The sequence below is a fragment of the Pseudomonas multiresinivorans genome, assembly GCF_012971725.1.
Lineage (GTDB): Bacteria > Pseudomonadota > Gammaproteobacteria > Pseudomonadales > Pseudomonadaceae > Pseudomonas > Pseudomonas multiresinivorans.
Window position 1 is genome coordinate 1651040 of the sequence record NZ_CP048833.1, and the last position, 17305, is coordinate 1668344.

Here is a 17305-nt window from a genome sequence, read left to right on the forward strand (position 1 = left end):
CATGAAGAAGGTCCTGCTCGTCCCACTGCTGGCGTTGCTCGCTGCCTGCCAGGGCCAGGTGGCTGCGCCGCCGCTGCCAACCTGGCAAAGCCCGGAAGGGCGCGACAGCGCCGAACTGGGGGTGATCCGCGATCTGCGCAGCGGCGAGCAGCTTTCCACCGCGCAGCTGCTTGATCGACTTGCAGCGGCACCGCGGGTAATCGTTGGTGAGCAGCACGACAATCCGGATCACCATGCCCTTGAGCTCTGGCTGGTGCGCGCCCTGGCCGAGCGCCGCCCGAGTGGCAGCGTGCTGCTGGAAATGCTCGGTCCCGAGCAGCAGAACGCCGTCAGCGCCGCCCAGGCATCCGCCGCGAAGGGCGACATGCCGAGCGACCTGATCGCTGCGCTGCGCTGGCAGCCAGGCTGGGACTGGTCGCAATACGGCCCGCTGGTGACCTGGCTGGTGAAGCAGCCGGCGCCATTACTGGCGGCCAACCTGGATCGTGACGAGATCATGGAGATCTACCGGACCAAGCCGCAGCTGCAAGGCTCGGCGTCCACAGCGGCGTCAGTGCGCAATGCATTGCTGGAGGACATCCGTGATTCCCATTGTGGCCTGCTGCCCGAGAGCCAGTACCCGGCGATGCTGGCGGTGCAGCAACAGCGCGACCGGCGCATGGCCGAAAGCTTCAAGGCAGCGCCCGAGCCCTCCGTGCTGATCGCCGGCGGCTTTCATGCGCGGCGCGATCTGGGAGCGCCGCTGCACCTGAAGGACATCGACGCGGCGCAAGGGCTGCAGGTGGTGATGCTGGCGGAAGTCGGCAAGCCCGTGGAGCCCGGCCAGGCGGATTACCTGTGGTACACGCCGGCCCGGCCACCCACGGATTACTGCGCGCAGATGCGCGGCAGCCTATGAGTCACACGACGGAGCCGGAAGGCTCCGTTTTTCATAGGCTCGCTGTCAGACCGACGCGCAAGAAATCGCGGGCAAAAAAAGACCCGGCAAAGTGCCGGGTCTAAAACCGTGATTAGCCTGATGAGGAGATAATCTGAAGAGTCCGACTGCGTGGTCTCTCTAGCTTATCCAACTGGCCTCGCAGCCAGTGGTTGTAATAATAACCATTATCATTTGAGAGTCAACAGCTTTTCTGCAACTGATGCGAAGTTTTTTCTGCGGATTGGCGATGGGGCGGAAAGGTAAAAACCGGGGCAAAAAAAAGACCCGGCAAAGTGCCGGGTCGAAACCGTGATTAGCCTGATGAGGAGATAATCTGAAGAGTCCGACCGCGTGGTCTCTTGAGGTTATCGATCTGGCCTCGCGACCAGATGACTCAATAATAATCATTATCATTTGAGAGTCAACCTCTTTTCTGCAGATTTTTTCTCATCGCCGAATTACCTGCCGCTGCAACGAAAAAGCCCGGCGCAGGGCCGGGCTTTCTATAGGGGTAGAGGCTCAGTCCGGCTGGCGCTGCAAGCGCAACTGGGTGACTTCCTTGTTCAGCAGGTCGATGCGGCGCGCCATGCCCTCGATGAGGCTGTGGGCGATGCGCGGGTTGCTCTGCATCAGGCTGAGGAACTGGTCCTTGGGGATCACCATCACGGTGCACGGCTCGCTGGCGATGACCGACGCGCTGCGCTTCTCGCGGGTGAACACGGCCATGGCGCCGAAGATTTCGTCCTTCTGCACGTCACCGACCTTCTGCCCATCGACGAAGGCCTCGGCGTGGCCTTCGATGATGATGAACACGTGCTCGGCGTCATCACCCTGCTGGATCAGCTGCGCGCCGGCAGCGAAGTGCTGGAAGCCGGTGGCCGGGCGGATTTCCGGTTGCTTGAGGTGCGCCAGCGCGTCGGACAGCAGCGCGGTGTGGCCGATCAGGTAGTGCAGGAACTGCTCCTGGCGCTGCTCGTCGCTGTGGATATGGCGGAACACTTCGCTGCGCGAATAGGGGATCAGGCACAGTGGTTCTTCGCTGACGTAACGGCACGGTGGCAGCTCGATACCCTGGCGCAGGCCGACCAGGTCGCCTTCCTGCAGGTAGAACAGCGGGCGCTCATCCACCAGCGCATGGACCAGGCCATTCTCGATGAGGAACAGATGCTTGCCGGGCAACTCGCCTTCCAGGTCGTCGGATCGCTCCAGGCGGATGGCTTCGCCAGCGGGTTCCAGGCCGGCGAGCAATTGCGCCGGAATGCCCTGCAGGCGATTGATCAGTCGATCGGCGTAGGCAGGTTGTTCACCGAGTAGGTACATGGCCGTAATTCCTTGATATGGCGACGGTCGAGGGCGCACGAAGGGCCCTGAGACCATAAGCGGACAGGCACCTTGCGTAAACATTTTCCCACAGAGCTTGTGAGCTAGCTCTTGTTACGTGCGGGAAATGTCTCAAGCTCGCCGAGAAGGGCTGCCTTGTGCGCGGGCGGCAGGTCGTTCCAGTGCACATCCAGCAGGGCGCCCTCGATGGCGTAAAGGAGCACCTTGGAGGCACGGAAGCCCCGGGCGCGCACGGCCCGGTAAGCGCCGACCGCCCCCAGACGGCGCAGGTCGCCAGCGTTGTGGATGCCCACGGCGTGGAGCCACTGGGCAGAGGTCTTGCCGAGGTTCTTCAGGTGCAGCAGTTCGTCGTTCATCGTCGGTCCTTGCGATGGGCACGATGGGTGTCAGGTCTTGAAAAGGCCGAGAACTGCTCGTAGCGGCCGGACACACCCTGGAAAGTGTAGCGGTGGATGAGAAAAGCGTGGCGTTGTGACATCGCCCTGAAAGCGGGGCAGGGCGATGTGGCGCAGGCAGGGCGCGCCGTGCGGCGCTGCCCGCCGGCCGGAGTCACCGCGCGGCGGCGATTCCGGCCGACAAACGGTGGATCAGAGGCCCGGCAGGCGCTGGCGGATGCTGGCGACCAGGGCGTCGAGGCTGGCGGCGTCGGGGGTGTCGACGCGCTTGCTGTGTTGCTGCTCCTCGGCGCTGAGGGCGTCGCGGCTGGCCTGCTGGGCCTGGATCACTTCCAGGGTCGCGTCGGAGGGGTCATTGCCTTCGGCCTGGCGCTGGCCGAGCCAGCCGGTGATCACGGCTTCCGGCGCGTGGCAGTCGAGGATCAGGAAGGGCACCCCGGTTTCCTCGGCAATTTCCCAGGCAGCGGCGCGTTGCTCTCGCTTGAGGAAAGTCGCATCCAGCACGACCGGGTAGCCGGCACGCAGGATATCCACGGCCAGTTCGTTGAGGCGCTGGTAGGTCGCAGCGGTGGCGTCGCCAGCATAGATGCCGCCCTTCAACTGGCCTTGCTGGTCGGCCTGCTGTTCGCCGAACAGGCGCTTGCGCTCCACGTCCGAACGCAGGCGAATGGCGCCCAGTGCTTCTACCAGCCGCAACGCGACCTGGCTCTTGCCGACGGCGGAAACGCCGACAGTTACCGCCAGGAAGCGCGAGGGAATGGCGCTGTAGCTCTCCGCCAGGTTGGCGTAGTTGCGGTACTGGCGCAGCGTCGCCGCCTTCTGCACGGCGTCGGTCTGGTGTGCCAGGCTGAACAGCGCGATCTTGGCGCGGACCAAGGCACGGTAGGCCTTGTAGAAGTTCAGCACGGCCAGCGACTGATAGTCCCCGGTGTATTCCAGGTACTGGCTGACGAAGCGCCGCGACAGGCACTTCAGGCCACGGTCTTCCAGGTCCATGGCAAGGAAGGCGTAGTCGGCGGTGACATCGGTGAAGCGGAACGGCTCGTTGAACTCGATGCAGTCGAACAGCACTACCTTGCCGTCGATGATCGCGGCGTTACCCAGGTGGATGTCGCCGTGGCATTCACGGATGAAGCCATTGGCCTTGCGCTGCTCGAACACGCCGTGCAGGCGCTCGAAGCTGGACTCCGCCCAGGCTTCCAGGGCATCCAGTTGCAGCAGGTCGGCCTTGTCCGAGAGCAGCGGGCGGATCTGTTCGAAGTTCTGCCGCACCGGTGCCATGCAGGCATCCGGCGTGCCCAGTGGATGCTCGGTGGGGACGACCGGGGTGCGCAGGTGGAAGTCGGCGATCTGGTGGGCCAGGCCGTCGATATGCTGGGCGCTCAGTTCGCCGCGGGCCTGCACTTCGCTGAGCAACTGGCTCTGCGGGAATTCGCGGCACTGGATCATGTATTCGATGGCCGGGCCGTCGCCGCCGATCTGCGGGGCGGATTCGCTGCCGGTAATCGCGATGACATCGAGGTACAGGCCCTCGGTCAGGCGCTGGTTCAGGCGCAGTTCTTCCTCGCAGAAGTGCTTGCGCTTGGCGAGGTCGGTGAAGTCGAGGAAGCCGAAGTTCACCGGCTTCTTGATCTTGTAGACATGGGAGCCAGTGAGCAGCACCCAGGAAATGTGGGTTTCGATGACCCGGAAACCGTCGACCGGATGGGGGAAGAGGGCGGGGTTCTGCAGGGCTGCGAGTAGGGTCTGGCTCACTTGATGTCCTTTCCGGTCGAATTTTCTAAAGGCAGGCATTATGGCGGCTGGGTCGGCAGGTGCAAACTCTGCAGCCGGCCGGCAACCAAATGGCCATCGCGGGGTCATAGCTCGGCCACTGCCACTCTCGTTGGATGCGCGGCAGTTCGCATCAAGCCCGGACGCCCGCTGGAGCGGCGTCTGTCTCCTGTGGACAAAGTACGTATAATGCGCCGCCATGACGCGTCCCCGATCTTCCAAACCTCGTAAAAAAAGCGGCAAATCGTCGCCTGCCATGCGCAAGTGGCTGGGCTGGGCTCTCAAGCTCGGCCTGGTTGGTGTCGTGGTGTTGGCCGGTTTTGCCGTGTACCTCGATGCGGTTGTCCAGGAGAAATTCTCCGGCAAGCGCTGGACCATTCCCGCCAAGGTCTATGCCCGGCCGCTGGAGCTGTTCGTCGGCCTGAAACTGGGCAAGGACGACTTCCTGCGCGAGCTGGATGCGCTGGGCTATCGCCGCGAGACCTCGGTCGCCGGTCCTGGCGCCGTGTCGGTGTCCGGCAACGCCGTCGACCTCAATACCCGTGGCTTCCAGTTCTATGAAGGCGCCGAGCCTGCACAGCGCATTCGCGTGCGCTTCTCCGGCGACTACGTGGCTGGCCTGAGTCGCTCCAATGGTGGCGATCTCGCTGTCGCGCGCATGGAGCCGCTGCTGATCGGTGGCCTGTACCCGGCGCATAACGAAGACCGCATCCTGATCAAACTGGACCAGGTGCCGCCGTACCTGATCGATACCCTGGTGGCCGTGGAAGATCGCGACTTCTGGACCCACCACGGGGTCTCGATCAAGTCCATCGCCCGGGCCGTCTGGGTCAACGCCAGCGCCGGCCAGTTGCGCCAGGGCGGCAGTACGCTGACCCAGCAGTTGGTGAAGAACTTCTTCCTGACCAACGAGCGCAGCCTGTCGCGCAAGCTCACCGAAGCCATGATGGCGGTGCTGCTGGAGCTGCATTACGACAAGCGCGAAATCCTCGAGGGCTACCTCAACGAGGTGTTCCTCGGCCAGGACGGGCAGCGCTCGGTGAACGGCTTCGGCCTCGCCAGCCAGTACTTCTTCAGCCAGCCGCTGTCCGAGCTGAAGCTGCCCCAGGTGGCTTTGCTCGTCGGCATGGTGAAAGGGCCTTCCTATTACAACCCGCGTCGGAATCCGGAGCGTGCGCTGGAGCGCCGCAACGTGGTGCTCGACGTGCTCGCCGAACAGGGTGTGATCACCGCTCAGGAAGCGGCTGCCGCCAAGCAGGCGCCGCTGGGTGTGACCACTCAGGGCAGCATGGCCAACAGCTCCTATCCGGCCTTCCTCGACCTAGTCAAACGCCAGCTGCGCGAGGATTACCGCGACGAGGACCTGACCGAAGAAGGCCTGCGGATCTTCACCAGCTTCGACCCCATCCTGCAGATGAAGGCCGAGTCCGCCGTCAGCGAAACCTTCAAGCGCCTGGAAGGCCGCAAGGGCGTCGCCGAGACCGAAACCGCGATGGTCGTGACCAATCCGGAAACCGGCGAGATCCAGGCGCTGCTCGGCAGCCGTGACCCGCGCTTCGCCGGCTTCAACCGTGCGGTGGATGCCGTGCGGCCGATCGGTTCGCTGGTCAAGCCGGCGGTCTACCTGACCGCGCTTGAGAAGCCGAGCCAGTACACCCTGACCAGTTACATCCAGGACCAGCCGTTCCAGGTGAAGGGCAAGGATGGCCAGGTGTGGACGCCGAAGAACTATGAAGGAACTGCCAACGGCACCATCTTCCTCTACCAGGGGCTGGCCCGTTCGCTGAACCTGTCCACTGCCAGGCTGGGTCTCGACCTGGGTGTGCCGAACGTTCTGAAGACGCTGGAGCGCCTGGGCGTTTCGCCGAACTGGCCGGCCTATCCGTCGATGCTGCTGGGCGCGGGCGCGCTGAGCCCCATGCAAGTGGCGACCATGTACCAGACCATTGCCAGTGGCGGCTTCAACACCCCGTTGCGCAGCATCCGCAGTGTGCTGGCGGCAGACGGGCAGCCGCTCAAGCGTTATCCGTTCCAGGTCCAGCAACGCTTCGATCCGGGCGCCATCTACCTGCTGCAGAGCGCCATGCAACGCGTGATGCGCGAAGGCACCGGGCGCTCGGTCTACAACCAGTTGCCGGCGTCCCTGACGCTGGCGGGCAAGACCGGCACCACCAACGATTCCCGCGACAGCTGGTTCTCCGGTTTCGGTCAGGACCTGCTGGCAGTGGTGTGGATCGGCCGCGACGACAACGGCAAGACGCCGCTCACCGGTGCTACTGGTGCGCTGCAGATCTGGACCAGCTTCATGCGCAAGGCCAATCCGGCGCCGCTGGACATGCCGATGCCGGATAATGTCGTGCAGGCCTGGGTCGATCCGCATACCGGGCAGGGCACTGACGCCAACTGCCCGGGTGCTGTGCAGATGCCTTATATTCGTGGAAGCGAGCCTGCGCTGGGCGCAGGTTGCGGAAACCAGACGCCGGCCGGCGAAGTCATGGACTGGGTGCGCGGCTGGTTGAACTGATGCAAGAGGATTGGAAGTGAGAAAAGCTTGGTTTGCAGCGTCGGCGACTCTGGCGCTTCTGTCCGGTTGTGCGTCCCCGCAGCAGGGTGCGATTCCCGTGCAGGACTCCGGTACCTCCGTCTCCAACTCGGAGCGCGTCGGCCGCGCCGGTGGCAACGCCCAGGCGCCGGTGCGTGCCGGTGCCGGCCAGAGCATCCCGCAAGGTGACTCCGGCGTTACCGTGATGGTCCCGCAGGACGCCGGCATGGCGCCGATCCAGACCTTCCCGGCGCAGAGCGGCGCCGCGCCGATCAGCACCTCGCCGATGACCACGGCGCCGGGAGCAACGGGATCGAGCTACTCGCAGCAGCCAATCTCCACCAGTGGTGGCATCACCTCCAATGGTGGTTTCCAGTCGCAGACCTACCAGCAGTCGATCAATCAGGCTCAGCAGGTTGCGCCGATCACGCAGAACTACCAGGGGCCTTCCGGCATCCCATCGAGCAACTCCGGCCTCTCGGCGGACGAGCAGCTGGATGGGCCGGTGCTGGCGCTGCTCACCTCCGCCTCGCAGCAGCAGGGTGGTGGTGATCTCAACGGCGCTGCCGCCAGCCTGGAGCGCGCTCAGCGCATTGCTCCGCGCGAGCCGCAGGTGCTCTACAAGCTGGCCCAGGTCCGCCTGGCCCAGGGCGATGCCGCGCAAGCCGAACAGGTGGCGTTGCGTGGCCTGTCGCTGGCCAACGGTCGCCCGACCATGCAGGCCAGCCTGTGGGATCTGATCGCCAAGTGCCGTGACCAGCAGGGCAATGCCGCTGGCGCCGCCGAGGCACGGCAGAAAGCCAAGGTGACTCTGTAATGGACGGGCGCGTGCTGGCCGTCGCCGATCAGTTGCTGCTGATCGAGCGGGAGCTGCGTGCAGTCGGTCTGTGGGGAAGCGAAAGCCCGTCGACGGACAGGCTTTCCAGCGTCGAACCCTTCTGCGTGGATACGCTGGCGCTGGAAGAGTGGCTGCAGTGGATATTTCTGCCACGGATGAAGCAGATCATCGAGAGCGGCGCGGACCTGCCCAATGCCTCGGGGATCCGTGCCATTGCGGAAATGGCTTATGCCAATGAGGGCGCGCGGGTGGCTGGTCTGCTCGATGCGCTCGGCGCGTTCGACCAGCTGATCAGCCCGACGCCCTGAGCGGGCGTCAGTTGCAGTTCTCGCGGATGTTCTTCTCGCTGGCTGCGATGCGCGCCTGACGTTCTTCTTCGGTGATCCGGCGAACGTCGCCATTGCCATCATCCACTCGAACGCGCGGGTTGTTCTTGAGCTGCGCCAGGTTGGTACGCTCCAGTTCGCACTGTTTGATGCGCTCGGCTTCTTGTTGCGCCACTTCCTGGCGCACCTTCTCGTCCGCTGCCTTCTGCTTTTCGTCGTCGCTGGGCGCCAGTGTTGGTTTGGCAGCGGCGGGTGGCGGAAAGTTGCTGGCGGCCTTGGGCTGGGCGGAATTGGTGTTGAGGGCAGAGGCGTTCGCGCCCTCCGGCGGCTGTGCCCCGAAGTGGGTGATGCCCTGGGCATCTACCCATTTGTAGACCTGCGCGGCCATCACGGTCGGGGCCAGTGCGAGCAGCAGGCTGCCCATGAAAATCGTCCGTCGCATGCTTTGTCGATCCTTGGGGTGCGGAGTCTGTCGGTAACTATAACCAAATCGTGCGCTTATTCACTCTGAGAAAGTTCACATCCCTGCTTCATTCAAAGCCATATATGGCTTGACTTGGCCGCTTCGTTTCAGAAGAATCCAAGGTTCGCTGCAGTGGGCCGGCCGCAAGCTGGTTTTACTCGGCAGACAAGAGGTGCTACCCGCGCCGCAAAGTTTCACCCTGTTTCGCGTTACCTCGCGCTGGGTGGAGGCTCTCCGTAACACAAACAGGAGTGTCTCCAGGTTCTGCTCAATCGGCAGTCGACGTAGCCGGCGATTACATTCGCCCATGTCTGCCGGGCAGCCATCCAAGTCGGTCCCCCACGTTGGGGGTTTCCGTATATAGCGTTCTAGAGGTGACAACGTGGAACTTTTATCCGGCGCTGAAATGGTCGTCCGCTCCCTGCGTGACGAAGGCGTTAAGTACATCTACGGGTACCCGGGCGGTGCCCTCCTGCATATCTACGACGCTCTCTTCAAAGAGAACGAAGTAACCCACATCCTGGTTCGCCACGAGCAGGCCGCCACCCACATGGCCGACGGCTATGCGCGCGCCACCGGCAAGCCGGGCGTGGTGCTGGTGACCTCCGGTCCCGGCGCGACCAACGCCGTTACCGGCATCGCCACTGCCTACATGGACTCCATCCCGATGGTGGTGATCTCCGGCCAGGTGGCGAGCAACATGGTCGGCACCGACGCGTTCCAGGAAACCGACATGGTCGGTATCTCCCGTCCGATCGTGAAGCACAGCTTCATCATCAAGCACCCGTCGGAAATCCCCGAGGTCATCAAGAAGGCCTTCTATATCGCCCAGTCCGGCCGTCCCGGCCCGGTGGTGATCGATATTCCGAAGGACATGGGCGACCCGACCCAGAAGTTCGAATACAACTACCCGAAGAAGGTCAAGCTGCGCTCCTACAGCCCGGCGGTCCGTGGCCACTCCGGCCAGATCCGCAAGGCCGCCGAGATGATGCTCGCCGCCAAGCGCCCGATCATCTACGCCGGTGGCGGCGTGATCATGGGCAATGCCGCCGAGCCGCTGACCGAAGTCGCGCGCATGCTCAATGTGCCGGTCACCAATACCCTGATGGGCCTGGGTGGCTATCCGGGTACCGATCGCCAGTTCGTCGGCATGCTCGGCATGCACGGCAGCTACACCGCGAACCTCGCGATGCACCACGCTGACGTGATCTTTGCCGTCGGTGCGCGTTTCGACGACCGCGTGATCAACGGCGAGACCGCAGCCAAGTTCTGCCCGAACGCCAAGATCATCCACGTCGACATCGACCCGGCCTCGATTTCCAAGACCGTCAAGGCCGACATCCCGATCGTCGGCCCGGTGGACAGCGTCCTGACCGAAATGGTCGCGATCCTCAAGGAAATCGGCGAGACCCCGAACAAGGAAGCCCAGGCTGCCTGGTGGAAGCAGATCGAAGAATGGCGCGGCACCCGCGGCCTGTTCCCCTACAGCATGGGCGACGGCAGCATCATCAAGCCGCAGACCGTGATCGAAACCCTCTGCGAAGTCACCAACGGTGATGCCTTCGTCGCTTCCGACGTAGGTCAGCACCAGATGTTCGCGGCGCAGTACTACCGCTTCAACAAGCCCAATCGCTGGATCAACTCCGGTGGCCTGGGCACCATGGGCTTCGGCTTCCCGGCCGCCATGGGTGTGAAGCTGAACTTCCCCGATGCCGACGTTGCGTGCGTGACCGGTGAAGGCAGCATCCAGATGAACATCCAGGAGCTGTCCACCTGCCTGCAGTACGACCTGCCGGTGAAGATCGTCAACCTGAACAACGGTGCGCTGGGCATGGTCCGCCAATGGCAGGACATGCAGTACAACAGCCGCTACTCGCACTCCTACATGGAATCGCTGCCGGACTTCGTCAAGCTGGCTGAAGCGTATGGCCACGTCGGCATGCGCATCACCGACCTGAAGGATCTGAAACCGATGATGGAAGAGGCCTTCGCGATGAAGAATCGCCTGGTCTTCCTCGACATCCAGGTCGATACCAGCGAGCACGTCTACCCGATGCAGATCCGCGGTGGTGCGATGCGCGACATGTGGCTGAGCAAGACGGAGCGTACCTGATCATGCGACACATCATTTCCCTGCTGCTGGAAAACGAACCCGGCGCGCTGTCCCGCGTCGTCGGCCTGTTCTCCCAGCGCAACTACAACATCGAAAGCCTGACCGTCGCCCCGACCGAGGACCCGACGCTGTCGCGCCTGACCCTGACCACCGCCGGTCAGGATGAAGTCATCGAGCAGATCACCAAGAACCTCAACAAGCTCATCGAGGTGGTAAAACTGGTGAATCTCTCGGAGAGCGCGCACATCGAGCGCGAGCTGATGCTGGTGAAGGTGAAGGCCACCGGCGCCCAGCGCGCCGAGGTCAAGCGCACCACCGACATCTTCCGCGGACAGATCGTCGACGTCACCAGCAGCGTCTACACCGTGCAGCTGGCCGGCACCAGCGACAAGCTGGACAGCTTCATCCAGGCCATCGGCACCGCGTCGATCCTCGAAGTTGTCCGCAGCGGCGTCACCGGCATTGCCCGTGGCGACAAGACTCTCAGCATCTGATTTGAAATACGGCCCACGAGGCCAACTGACAGGGGATTACCCAAATGCGCGTTTTCTACGATAAAGACTGTGACCTCTCCATCGTTCAGGGCAAGAAAGTTGCCATCATCGGTTACGGTTCCCAGGGCCACGCCCATGCCTGCAACCTGAAAGACTCCGGCGTCGACGTCACCGTCGGCCTGCGTGCGGGTTCTTCTTCCGTTGCCAAGGCTCAGAACCACGGCCTGAAAGTCGCCGAAGTGGCCGAAGCCGTTGCCGCTGCCGACCTGGTCATGATCCTCACCCCGGACGAGTTCCAGGGCCGCCTGTACAAGGACGAGATCGAGCCGAACCTGAAAAAAGGCGCCACCCTGGCCTTCGCCCACGGCTTCTCCATCCACTACAACCAGGTCGTTCCGCGCGCTGACCTCGACGTGATCATGATCGCGCCGAAAGCCCCGGGCCACACCGTACGCTCCGAATTCGTGAAAGGCGGCGGCATCCCTGACCTGATCGCGATCTACCAGGACGCTTCGGGCAATGCCAAGAACGTCGCCCTGTCCTACGCCTGCGGCGTTGGCGGCGGCCGTACCGGCATCATCGAAACCACCTTCAAGGACGAGACCGAAACCGACCTGTTCGGCGAGCAGGCCGTTCTGTGCGGCGGTTGCGTCGAGCTGGTGAAAGCCGGTTTCGAAACCCTGGTCGAAGCCGGTTACGCTCCGGAAATGGCCTACTTCGAGTGCCTGCACGAACTGAAACTGATCGTTGACCTCATGTACGAAGGCGGCATCGCCAACATGAACTACTCGATCTCGAACAACGCCGAATACGGCGAGTACGTGACCGGTCCGGAAGTGATCAACGCCGAATCCCGTCAGGCCATGCGCAACGCTCTGAAGCGCATCCAGGACGGCGAATACGCCAAGATGTTCATCTCCGAAGGCGCCACCAACTACCCGTCGATGACCGCCAAGCGCCGCAACAACGCCGCTCACGGCATCGAAGTCATCGGCGAGCAACTGCGCTCCATGATGCCGTGGATCGCCGCCAACAAGATCGTCGACAAGGCCAAGAACTAAGGTCCTTTCGACAAACGAAGAAACGCGGCGCTTGCCGCGTTTTTTCGTTCTGGGGTGGTGATCTGGTATAAAGCGGGAGTGCCGGGCCTGTCCGCGCCGTAGCGTACCCCGGCGAATTTCAGCCTCAACGAGTTCTCAAGGAATCGTCCATGAGTGAAGGTCACGAGGAGCCCAACAAGGCTTCCGACACCGAAGAAAGTCTGCTGCCCATCGATGAACACATCGAAGAAGGCCATGACGCCGAAGGCCGCAAGGTTCGTCATCGCGGCATTTACCTGCTGCCCAACCTGTTCACCACCGCGGCACTGTTCACCGGCCTGTACGCCATCATCAATGCCATGAGCGGTGATTTCTCCAATGCCGCCATCGCAATCTTCGTTGCCATGGTTCTGGATGGTCTGGACGGTCGTGTAGCTCGCCTGACCAACACCCAGAGTGCCTTCGGCGCCGAGTACGACTCGCTGTCCGACATGGTGGCCTTCGGTGTCGCGCCGGCTTTGGTCGCCTTCGAATGGGCGCTGAGCAGCCTGGGCAAGGTCGGCTGGATGGTCGCCTTCATCTATGTGGCCGGTGCCGCGTTGCGCCTGGCCCGCTTCAATACCCAGGTGGGCAAGGCTGACAAGCGCTACTTCATCGGTCTGGCCAGTCCGGCTGCTGCGGCGCTGGTTGCCGGTACGGTGTGGGCATTCGCTGACTTCGACGTGCAGGGTGCCAAGGTTTCCCTGCTGGTTGCCCTGATGGTCGCTGCCGCCGGCATGCTGATGGTCAGCAACATCAAGTACTACAGCTTCAAGGATCTCGATCTGCGCGGCCGTGTGCCGTTCATGGCGATCCTGGTGGTGGTGCTGGCATTTGCTGTGGTCTTCACCGACCCGCCGCGTATCCTGCTCCTGCTGTTCCTTGCATACGCGGCCTCCGGCCCGGTGCAATACTTGTTGCAATTGCGCCGTCGCAAGCAGCCGCCTGCCGTGTAATTTCCAGCGGGCTCCGCAGTCTACTGGCGCATACAGCCAGTTGTTGCGGAGCCCGTCATGCTGATCAAGTCGTCCCGTCTTTCCGATTGTCACGAGTCGGAAGTCACGCCCGAATCCCTCTATCTGTCTCGTCGCCACTTTCTCGGTGGTGCGATGGCGGCTGCCGCTCTGTCCGGATTGCCGCGTCTGAGTTTTGCCGAGGGCGGTCGCTATGCCGACGTAGCCGAAGCGGCCGCTCCTTCCTGGCTCACGGAAAAGCTCGCCGCTACTCGCTGGGACGCTGTCACGGTAAAAGATGAAGCCATCACGCCGTTTAGGGATGCGACCACCTACAACAATTTCTACGAATTCGGCCCGGACAAGGGGGATCCCGCTGCCAATGCGGGCGCCCTGAAGACCGAGCCCTGGTCCGTGGTGATCGATGGGGAGGTGGGTAAACCCGGCCAGTACGCGCTCGAGGACTTCATCAAGCCTTATCAGTTGGAGGAGCGCATCTACCGATTGCGCTGTGTCGAGGCCTGGTCGATGGTCATTCCGTGGATCGGCTTTCCGATCTCCGAGCTGATCAAGCGGGTCGAGCCGACCAGCAAGGCGAAATACCTGCGCTTCGAAACCCTGGTGGATCGCAAGGATATGCCGGGTGTGCAATCCAACTTCGCCCTGATCGACTGGCCCTATGTGGAAGGGCTGCGTATGGATGAGGCGATGCATCCCTTGGCGATTCTGGCAGTTGGCATGTACGGCCGGGTACTTGCCAATCAGAACGGTGCGCCGCTGCGTCTGGTGGTGCCGTGGAAGTACGGCTTCAAGGGAGCCAAGTCCATTGTGCGGATCAGCTTCGTCGAGGAGCAGCCAAAGACTACCTGGCAGAGTCTGGCCTCGGACGAGTATGGCTTCTATGCCAACGTCAATCCGACGGTGGACCATCCGCGCTGGAGCCAGGCGCGCGAGCGTCGCCTGCCCAGTGGACTATTCAGCCCCAATGTTCGTCCTACCCTCATGTTCAACGGCTATGCCGATGAGGTCGCTTCGCTTTATGCAGGCATGGATCTGAGGAAGGACTACTGATGCGCTATCCGTTCTGGCGGGCCGGCGTGTTTCTGGCTGCGCTGCTTCCGCCGCTCTATTGGCTGTACCAAGCGTGGATCTTCGATCTCGGTCCGGACCCGGGCAAGGTATTGGTAGATCGGTTGGGGCAGGGCGGGCTGATCCTGCTGCTTATTACCCTGTCGATGACACCGCTGCAGAAGATCACTCGCTGGGGAGGTTGGGTGCAGGTCCGTCGCCAGCTGGGGTTATGGTGCTTCACTTATATAGTGCTGCACCTGGGCGCCTATGCTGTCTTCATCCTAGGGTTGGACTGGGGGCAGCTGGGAGTCGAATTGCGCAAGCGGCCTTACATCATCGTCGGATTCATTGCCTTCCTTGGACTCCTCTCCCTGGCACTGACCTCCAACCGCTACAGCATGCGCAGACTGGGGGCGGGCTGGAAGAAACTGCATCGCCTGATATACGTCATCCTCGGTTTTGGATTACTGCATATGCTGTGGGTCGTACGGTCCGATCTGGAGCGTTGGGCGATCTATGCGGCCATAGGCCTGCTCCTGCTGCTTTTGCGGGTGCCGTCTGTGGCTCGGCGGCTACCGTCGCTACGGGGCCGCCTGGCGGCTAACTGAAGAAAGTTTAAATTAGTCGTTGACGCTCGATTTAAACTCCCTATAATGCGCACCACTCCCGGCGGCGAAACGCTGAAAGAACTTAAAAATCAAGTACTTACAGAGATTCTAGTTGGGAGTGGTGGTCAGGCAGGTGATTCACTTGCCGCTCTTCATTAGCTGCTCCGGCGGCGAGCTGAAAAGAAGATCGCCGAGGTGCTTGACAGTGAGTTTGATCGCTGTAGAATACGCCTCCCGCTGATGAGAGGTTTGACTTCTCGGAAGCCCAAGCGATTGAGTAGAAAAGAAATTTTCGAAAAATAAAGCTTGACGAAAGATGAGGTTAGCGTAGAGTGCGCGCCTCGGTTGAGACGAAAGAATCAACCAACTGCTCTTTAACAAGTTGAATCAAGCAATTCGTGTGGGTGCTTGTGATGTAAGACTGATGATCGACTGATTATCAGCAGCGCAAGTAACACTCGTGAATTCGAGAGTTTTAGCTCTTTAAATAGAGCATGCGATTGCTGAGCCAAGTTTAGGGTTTTCTCAAAACCCAAGCAGTATTGAACTGAAGAGTTTGATCATGGCTCAGATTGAACGCTGGCGGCAGGCCTAACACATGCAAGTCGAGCGGATGATGGGAGCTTGCTCCTGGATTCAGCGGCGGACGGGTGAGTAATGCCTAGGAATCTGCCTGGTAGTGGGGGACAACGTTTCGAAAGGAACGCTAATACCGCATACGTCCTACGGGAGAAAGCAGGGGACCTTCGGGCCTTGCGCTATCAGATGAGCCTAGGTCGGATTAGCTAGTTGGTGGGGTAAAGGCCTACCAAGGCGACGATCCGTAACTGGTCTGAGAGGATGATCAGTCACACTGGAACTGAGACACGGTCCAGACTCCTACGGGAGGCAGCAGTGGGGAATATTGGACAATGGGCGAAAGCCTGATCCAGCCATGCCGCGTGTGTGAAGAAGGTCTTCGGATTGTAAAGCACTTTAAGTTGGGAGGAAGGGCAGTAAGTTAATACCTTGCTGTTTTGACGTTACCAACAGAATAAGCACCGGCTAACTTCGTGCCAGCAGCCGCGGTAATACGAAGGGTGCAAGCGTTAATCGGAATTACTGGGCGTAAAGCGCGCGTAGGTGGTTTGGTAAGATGGATGTGAAATCCCCGGGCTCAACCTGGGAACTGCATCCATAACTGCCTGACTAGAGTACGGTAGAGGGTGGTGGAATTTCCTGTGTAGCGGTGAAATGCGTAGATATAGGAAGGAACACCAGTGGCGAAGGCGACCACCTGGACTGATACTGACACTGAGGTGCGAAAGCGTGGGGAGCAAACAGGATTAGATACCCTGGTAGTCCACGCCGTAAACGATGTCGACTAGCCGTTGGGATCCTTGAGATCTTAGTGGCGCAGCTAACGCGATAAGTCGACCGCCTGGGGAGTACGGCCGCAAGGTTAAAACTCAAATGAATTGACGGGGGCCCGCACAAGCGGTGGAGCATGTGGTTTAATTCGAAGCAACGCGAAGAACCTTACCTGGCCTTGACATGTCCGGAATCTTGCAGAGATGCGAGAGTGCCTTCGGGAATCGGAACACAGGTGCTGCATGGCTGTCGTCAGCTCGTGTCGTGAGATGTTGGGTTAAGTCCCGTAACGAGCGCAACCCTTGTCCTTAGTTACCAGCACGTTATGGTGGGCACTCTAAGGAGACTGCCGGTGACAAACCGGAGGAAGGTGGGGATGACGTCAAGTCATCATGGCCCTTACGGCCAGGGCTACACACGTGCTACAATGGTCGGTACAGAGGGTTGCCAAGCCGCGAGGTGGAGCTAATCCCATAAAACCGATCGTAGTCCGGATCGCAGTCTGCAACTCGACTGCGTGAAGTCGGAATCGCTAGTAATCGTGAATCAGAATGTCACGGTGAATACGTTCCCGGGCCTTGTACACACCGCCCGTCACACCATGGGAGTGGGTTGCTCCAGAAGTAGCTAGTCTAACCGCAAGGGGGACGGTTACCACGGAGTGATTCATGACTGGGGTGAAGTCGTAACAAGGTAGCCGTAGGGGAACCTGCGGCTGGATCACCTCCTTAATCGAAGATCTCAGCTTCTTCATAAGCTCCCACACGAATTGCTTGATTCACTGGTTAGACGATTGGGTCTGTAGCTCAGTTGGTTAGAGCGCACCCCTGATAAGGGTGAGGTCGGCAGTTCGAATCTGCCCAGACCCACCAATTGTTGTGGTGTGCTGCGATCCGATGGGGCCATAGCTCAGCTGGGAGAGCGCCTGCTTTGCACGCAGGAGGTCAGGAGTTCGATCCTCCTTGGCTCCACCATTAAATCGTCGAAAGCTCAGACATGAATGTTCAAGTTGAACGAACATTGATGTCTGGTCTTTGTGC

Annotated in this window: 14 protein-coding genes, 2 tRNA genes and 1 rRNA gene; 13 read left to right on the forward strand and 4 right to left on the reverse strand. The window is 61.2% G+C overall.

Annotation, left to right across the window (positions count from 1 at the left end):
• Nucleotide 1: 1 nt before the first annotated feature.
• A complete protein-coding gene (locus tag G4G71_RS07535) occupies nucleotides 2-898 on the forward strand; it encodes a ChaN family lipoprotein (RefSeq protein WP_169936539.1) in 897 nt (298 codons plus the stop codon).
• A gap of 540 nt (nucleotides 899-1438) precedes the next feature.
• Here the strand turns inward: G4G71_RS07535 and G4G71_RS07540 are convergent.
• From G4G71_RS07540 to G4G71_RS07550, 3 genes are all read right to left on the reverse strand, one after another.
• Nucleotides 1439-2239: a cyclic nucleotide-binding domain-containing protein gene (locus tag G4G71_RS07540; protein ID WP_054910808.1), complete on the reverse strand. Its 801-nt coding sequence runs from the start codon at nucleotides 2237-2239 to the stop codon at nucleotides 1439-1441.
• A 104-nt stretch (nucleotides 2240-2343) separates the two neighbouring features.
• Entirely contained in the window at nucleotides 2344-2616 is a 273-nt protein-coding gene (locus tag G4G71_RS07545) for a TfoX/Sxy family protein (protein WP_024767178.1), read from the reverse strand.
• Between the two features lie 231 nt (nucleotides 2617-2847).
• Nucleotides 2848-4410, reverse strand: a complete 1563-nt coding sequence (locus G4G71_RS07550) for a bifunctional aminoglycoside phosphotransferase/ATP-binding protein (protein WP_169936541.1) — start codon at nucleotides 4408-4410, stop codon at nucleotides 2848-2850.
• Between the two features lie 217 nt (nucleotides 4411-4627).
• Between G4G71_RS07550 and mrcB the strand changes: the two genes are divergently transcribed.
• From mrcB to G4G71_RS07565, 3 genes are read left to right on the forward strand one after another with little or no spacing between them, the layout of a single operon-like run.
• Nucleotides 4628-6952: a penicillin-binding protein 1B gene (mrcB, locus tag G4G71_RS07555; protein ID WP_169936543.1), complete on the forward strand. Its 2325-nt coding sequence runs from the start codon at nucleotides 4628-4630 to the stop codon at nucleotides 6950-6952.
• A 16-nt stretch (nucleotides 6953-6968) separates the two neighbouring features.
• Nucleotides 6969-7787 carry a tetratricopeptide repeat protein gene (locus G4G71_RS07560; protein ID WP_169936545.1) on the forward strand — a complete coding sequence of 273 codons (819 nt, stop codon included), beginning with the start codon at nucleotides 6969-6971 and terminating at the stop codon, nucleotides 7785-7787.
• Complete coding sequence (locus tag G4G71_RS07565; protein ID WP_169936547.1) at nucleotides 7787-8116, forward strand: YqcC family protein; 330 nt, start codon at nucleotides 7787-7789, stop codon at nucleotides 8114-8116. Before G4G71_RS07560 ends, G4G71_RS07565 begins: the two co-directional genes overlap by 1 nt.
• A gap of 7 nt (nucleotides 8117-8123) precedes the next feature.
• Here the strand turns inward: G4G71_RS07565 and G4G71_RS07570 are convergent, their stop codons facing one another.
• Nucleotides 8124-8576 (reverse strand): DUF4124 domain-containing protein, encoded by a 453-nt coding sequence (locus G4G71_RS07570; RefSeq protein ID WP_169936549.1) that lies wholly within the window; start codon nucleotides 8574-8576, stop codon nucleotides 8124-8126.
• 403 nt (nucleotides 8577-8979) lie between these two features.
• Here G4G71_RS07570 and G4G71_RS07575 point away from each other — a divergent pair, with 403 nt between their 5' ends.
• The 9 genes from G4G71_RS07575 to G4G71_RS07615 all read left to right on the forward strand — a co-directional run bounded on the left by G4G71_RS07575 (nucleotide 8980) and on the right by G4G71_RS07615 (nucleotide 17239).
• Nucleotides 8980-10710, forward strand: coding sequence for an acetolactate synthase 3 large subunit (locus G4G71_RS07575; RefSeq protein ID WP_024767184.1), 1731 nt, complete (start codon nucleotides 8980-8982; stop codon nucleotides 10708-10710).
• A 2-nt stretch (nucleotides 10711-10712) separates the two neighbouring features.
• Entirely contained in the window at nucleotides 10713-11204 is a 492-nt protein-coding gene (gene ilvN, locus G4G71_RS07580; protein WP_017516326.1) for an acetolactate synthase small subunit, read from the forward strand.
• A 44-nt stretch (nucleotides 11205-11248) separates the two neighbouring features.
• Entirely contained in the window at nucleotides 11249-12265 is a 1017-nt protein-coding gene (gene ilvC / locus G4G71_RS07585) for a ketol-acid reductoisomerase (protein ID WP_169936552.1), read from the forward strand.
• 149 nt (nucleotides 12266-12414) lie between these two features.
• A complete protein-coding gene (pssA, locus tag G4G71_RS07590) occupies nucleotides 12415-13239 on the forward strand; it encodes a CDP-diacylglycerol--serine O-phosphatidyltransferase (RefSeq protein WP_088416411.1) in 825 nt (274 codons plus the stop codon).
• A gap of 57 nt (nucleotides 13240-13296) precedes the next feature.
• A complete protein-coding gene (gene msrP / locus G4G71_RS07595) occupies nucleotides 13297-14307 on the forward strand; it encodes a protein-methionine-sulfoxide reductase catalytic subunit MsrP (protein WP_169936554.1) in 1011 nt (336 codons plus the stop codon).
• A complete protein-coding gene (gene msrQ / locus G4G71_RS07600) occupies nucleotides 14307-14915 on the forward strand; it encodes a protein-methionine-sulfoxide reductase heme-binding subunit MsrQ (protein WP_169936556.1) in 609 nt (202 codons plus the stop codon). The genes msrP and msrQ overlap by 1 nt, the downstream gene beginning before the upstream one ends.
• Nucleotides 14916-15459: 544 nt before the next feature.
• Nucleotides 15460-16996 (forward strand): 16S ribosomal RNA (locus tag G4G71_RS07605).
• 64 nt (nucleotides 16997-17060) lie between these two features.
• Nucleotides 17061-17137: transfer RNA gene (locus G4G71_RS07610), tRNA-Ile, on the forward strand.
• A 26-nt stretch (nucleotides 17138-17163) separates the two neighbouring features.
• Nucleotides 17164-17239: transfer RNA gene (locus tag G4G71_RS07615), tRNA-Ala, on the forward strand.
• Nucleotides 17240-17305 lie beyond the last annotated feature (66 nt).

Coding starts and splice junctions, on each gene's coding strand:
- pssA (WP_088416411.1), top strand. CDS start 12,415: ATGAGTGAAGGTCACGAGGAGCCCAACAAGGCTTCCGACACCGAAGAA.
- msrQ (WP_169936556.1), top strand. CDS start 14,307: ATGCGCTATCCGTTCTGGCGGGCCGGCGTGTTTCTGGCTGCGCTGCTT.
- ilvN (WP_017516326.1), top strand. CDS start 10,713: ATGCGACACATCATTTCCCTGCTGCTGGAAAACGAACCCGGCGCGCTG.
- ilvC (WP_169936552.1), top strand. CDS start 11,249: ATGCGCGTTTTCTACGATAAAGACTGTGACCTCTCCATCGTTCAGGGC.
- G4G71_RS07545 (WP_024767178.1), bottom strand. CDS start 2,616: ATGAACGACGAACTGCTGCACCTGAAGAACCTCGGCAAGACCTCTGCC.
- G4G71_RS07535 (WP_169936539.1), top strand. CDS start 2: ATGAAGAAGGTCCTGCTCGTCCCACTGCTGGCGTTGCTCGCTGCCTGC.
- G4G71_RS07565 (WP_169936547.1), top strand. CDS start 7,787: ATGGACGGGCGCGTGCTGGCCGTCGCCGATCAGTTGCTGCTGATCGAG.
- msrP (WP_169936554.1), top strand. CDS start 13,297: ATGCTGATCAAGTCGTCCCGTCTTTCCGATTGTCACGAGTCGGAAGTC.
- mrcB (WP_169936543.1), top strand. CDS start 4,628: ATGACGCGTCCCCGATCTTCCAAACCTCGTAAAAAAAGCGGCAAATCG.
- G4G71_RS07570 (WP_169936549.1), bottom strand. CDS start 8,576: ATGCGACGGACGATTTTCATGGGCAGCCTGCTGCTCGCACTGGCCCCG.
- G4G71_RS07540 (WP_054910808.1), bottom strand. CDS start 2,239: ATGTACCTACTCGGTGAACAACCTGCCTACGCCGATCGACTGATCAAT.